The sequence below is a fragment of the Companilactobacillus insicii genome, assembly GCF_003946015.1.
Taxonomy (GTDB): domain Bacteria; phylum Bacillota; class Bacilli; order Lactobacillales; family Lactobacillaceae; genus Companilactobacillus; species Companilactobacillus insicii.
The window spans coordinates 1-1828 of record NZ_RHNU01000063.1; the positions used below are offsets into that span (position 1 = coordinate 1).

Annotated in this window: 1 rRNA gene; it reads right to left on the reverse strand. The window is 48.2% G+C overall.

What is annotated here, in order from left to right:
- Positions 1–69: 69 nt before the first annotated feature.
- Positions 70–1643: ribosomal RNA gene (locus EKM79_RS12065) — 16S ribosomal RNA — on the reverse strand.
- Between the last annotated feature and the right edge of the window lie 185 nt (positions 1644–1828).

Below are 1828 nucleotides of genomic sequence, written 5' to 3' on the forward strand. Positions count from 1 at the left end.
AGTAGACCTCTCAAAACTAAACAAAGTTTTAACTTGTGTATTCCGTTGTGCTTTCGCACATTTCCTTAGAAAGGAGGTGATCCAGCCGCAGGTTCTCCTACGGCTACCTTGTTACGACTTCACCCTAATCATTTGTCCCACCTTAGACGGCTAGCTCCTAAAAGGTTACCCCACCGGCTTTGGGTGTTACAAACTCTCATGGTGTGACGGGCGGTGTGTACAAGGCCCGGGAACGTATTCACCGCGGCATGCTGATCCGCGATTACTAGCGATTCCAGCTTCATGTAGGCGAGTTGCAGCCTACAATCCGAACTGAGATCGGTTTTAAGTGATTTGCTTGCCCTCGCGAGTTCGCAGCACGTTGTACCGACCATTGTAGCACGTGTGTAGCCCAGGTCATAAGGGGCATGATGATTTGACGTCGTCCCCACCTTCCTCCGGTTTGTCACCGGCAGTCTCACTAGAGTGCCCAACTGAATGCTGGCAACTAGTAATAAGGGTTGCGCTCGTTGCGGGACTTAACCCAACATCTCACGACACGAGCTGACGACAACCATGCACCACCTGTATTCTTGTCCCCGAAGGGAAAAACTAATCTCTTAGTGTTTCAAGATATGTCAAGACCTGGTAAGGTTCTTCGCGTTGCTTCGAATTAAACCACATGCTCCACCGCTTGTGCGGGCCCCCGTCAATTCCTTTGAGTTTCAACCTTGCGGTCGTACTCCCCAGGCGGAGTGCTTAATGCGTTAGCTGCAGCACTGAAGGGCGGAAACCCTCCAACACTTAGCACTCATCGTTTACGGCGTGGACTACCAGGGTATCTAATCCTGTTTGCTACCCACGCTTTCGAACCTCAGCGTCAGTTACAGACCAGAGAGCCGCCTTCGCCACTGGTGTTCTTCCATATATCTACGCATTCCACCGCTACACATGGAGTTCCACTCTCCTCTTCTGCACTCAAGTTTACCAGTTTCCGATGCACTTCCTCGGTTGAGCCGAGGGCTTTCACATCAGACTTAATAAACCACCTACGTTCTCTTTACGCCCAATAAATCCGGACAACGCTTGCCACCTACGTATTACCGCGGCTGCTGGCACGTAGTTAGCCGTGGCTTTCTGGTTGAATACCGTCAATACATGAACAGTTACTCTCACGCATGTTCTTCTTCAACAACAGAGTTTTACGATCCGAAAACCTTCTTCACTCACGCGGCGTTGCTCCATCAGACTTTCGTCCATTGTGGAAGATTCCCTACTGCTGCCTCCCGTAGGAGTTTGGGCCGTGTCTCAGTCCCAATGTGGCCGATTACCCTCTCAGGTCGGCTACGTATCATTGCCTTGGTGAGCCGTTACCTCACCAACTAGCTAATACGCCGCGGGTCCATCCTAAAGCGATAGCAGAACCATCTTTCAAACGATTGCCATGAGGCAAAGGTTGTTATGCGGTATTAGCACTTGTTTCCAAATGTTATCCCCCACTTTAGGGCAGGTTACCCACGTGTTACTCACCCATCCGCCGCTCACTCAAATGTTTTATCATTTTGGTGCAAGCACCAAAAATCAAAAACCAGAGTTCGCTCGACTTGCATGTATTAGGCACGCCGCCAGCGTTCGTCCTGAGCCAGGATCAAACTCTCATATTAAAAGTTTGTGACTCATTAAATACTAGCGAAAATTGACTTCGTCAATGTTTCTTAATTCAAAACCTTAAATTAATAAGGCCTACACAATTGATTGTTAAAACTTTGTTCAGTTTTCAAAGGTCTACTAGCTGTTAAGAAGTGAACTTCTTAACAAGCGACTTAATTAGTTTATCAAGTTCAAAACA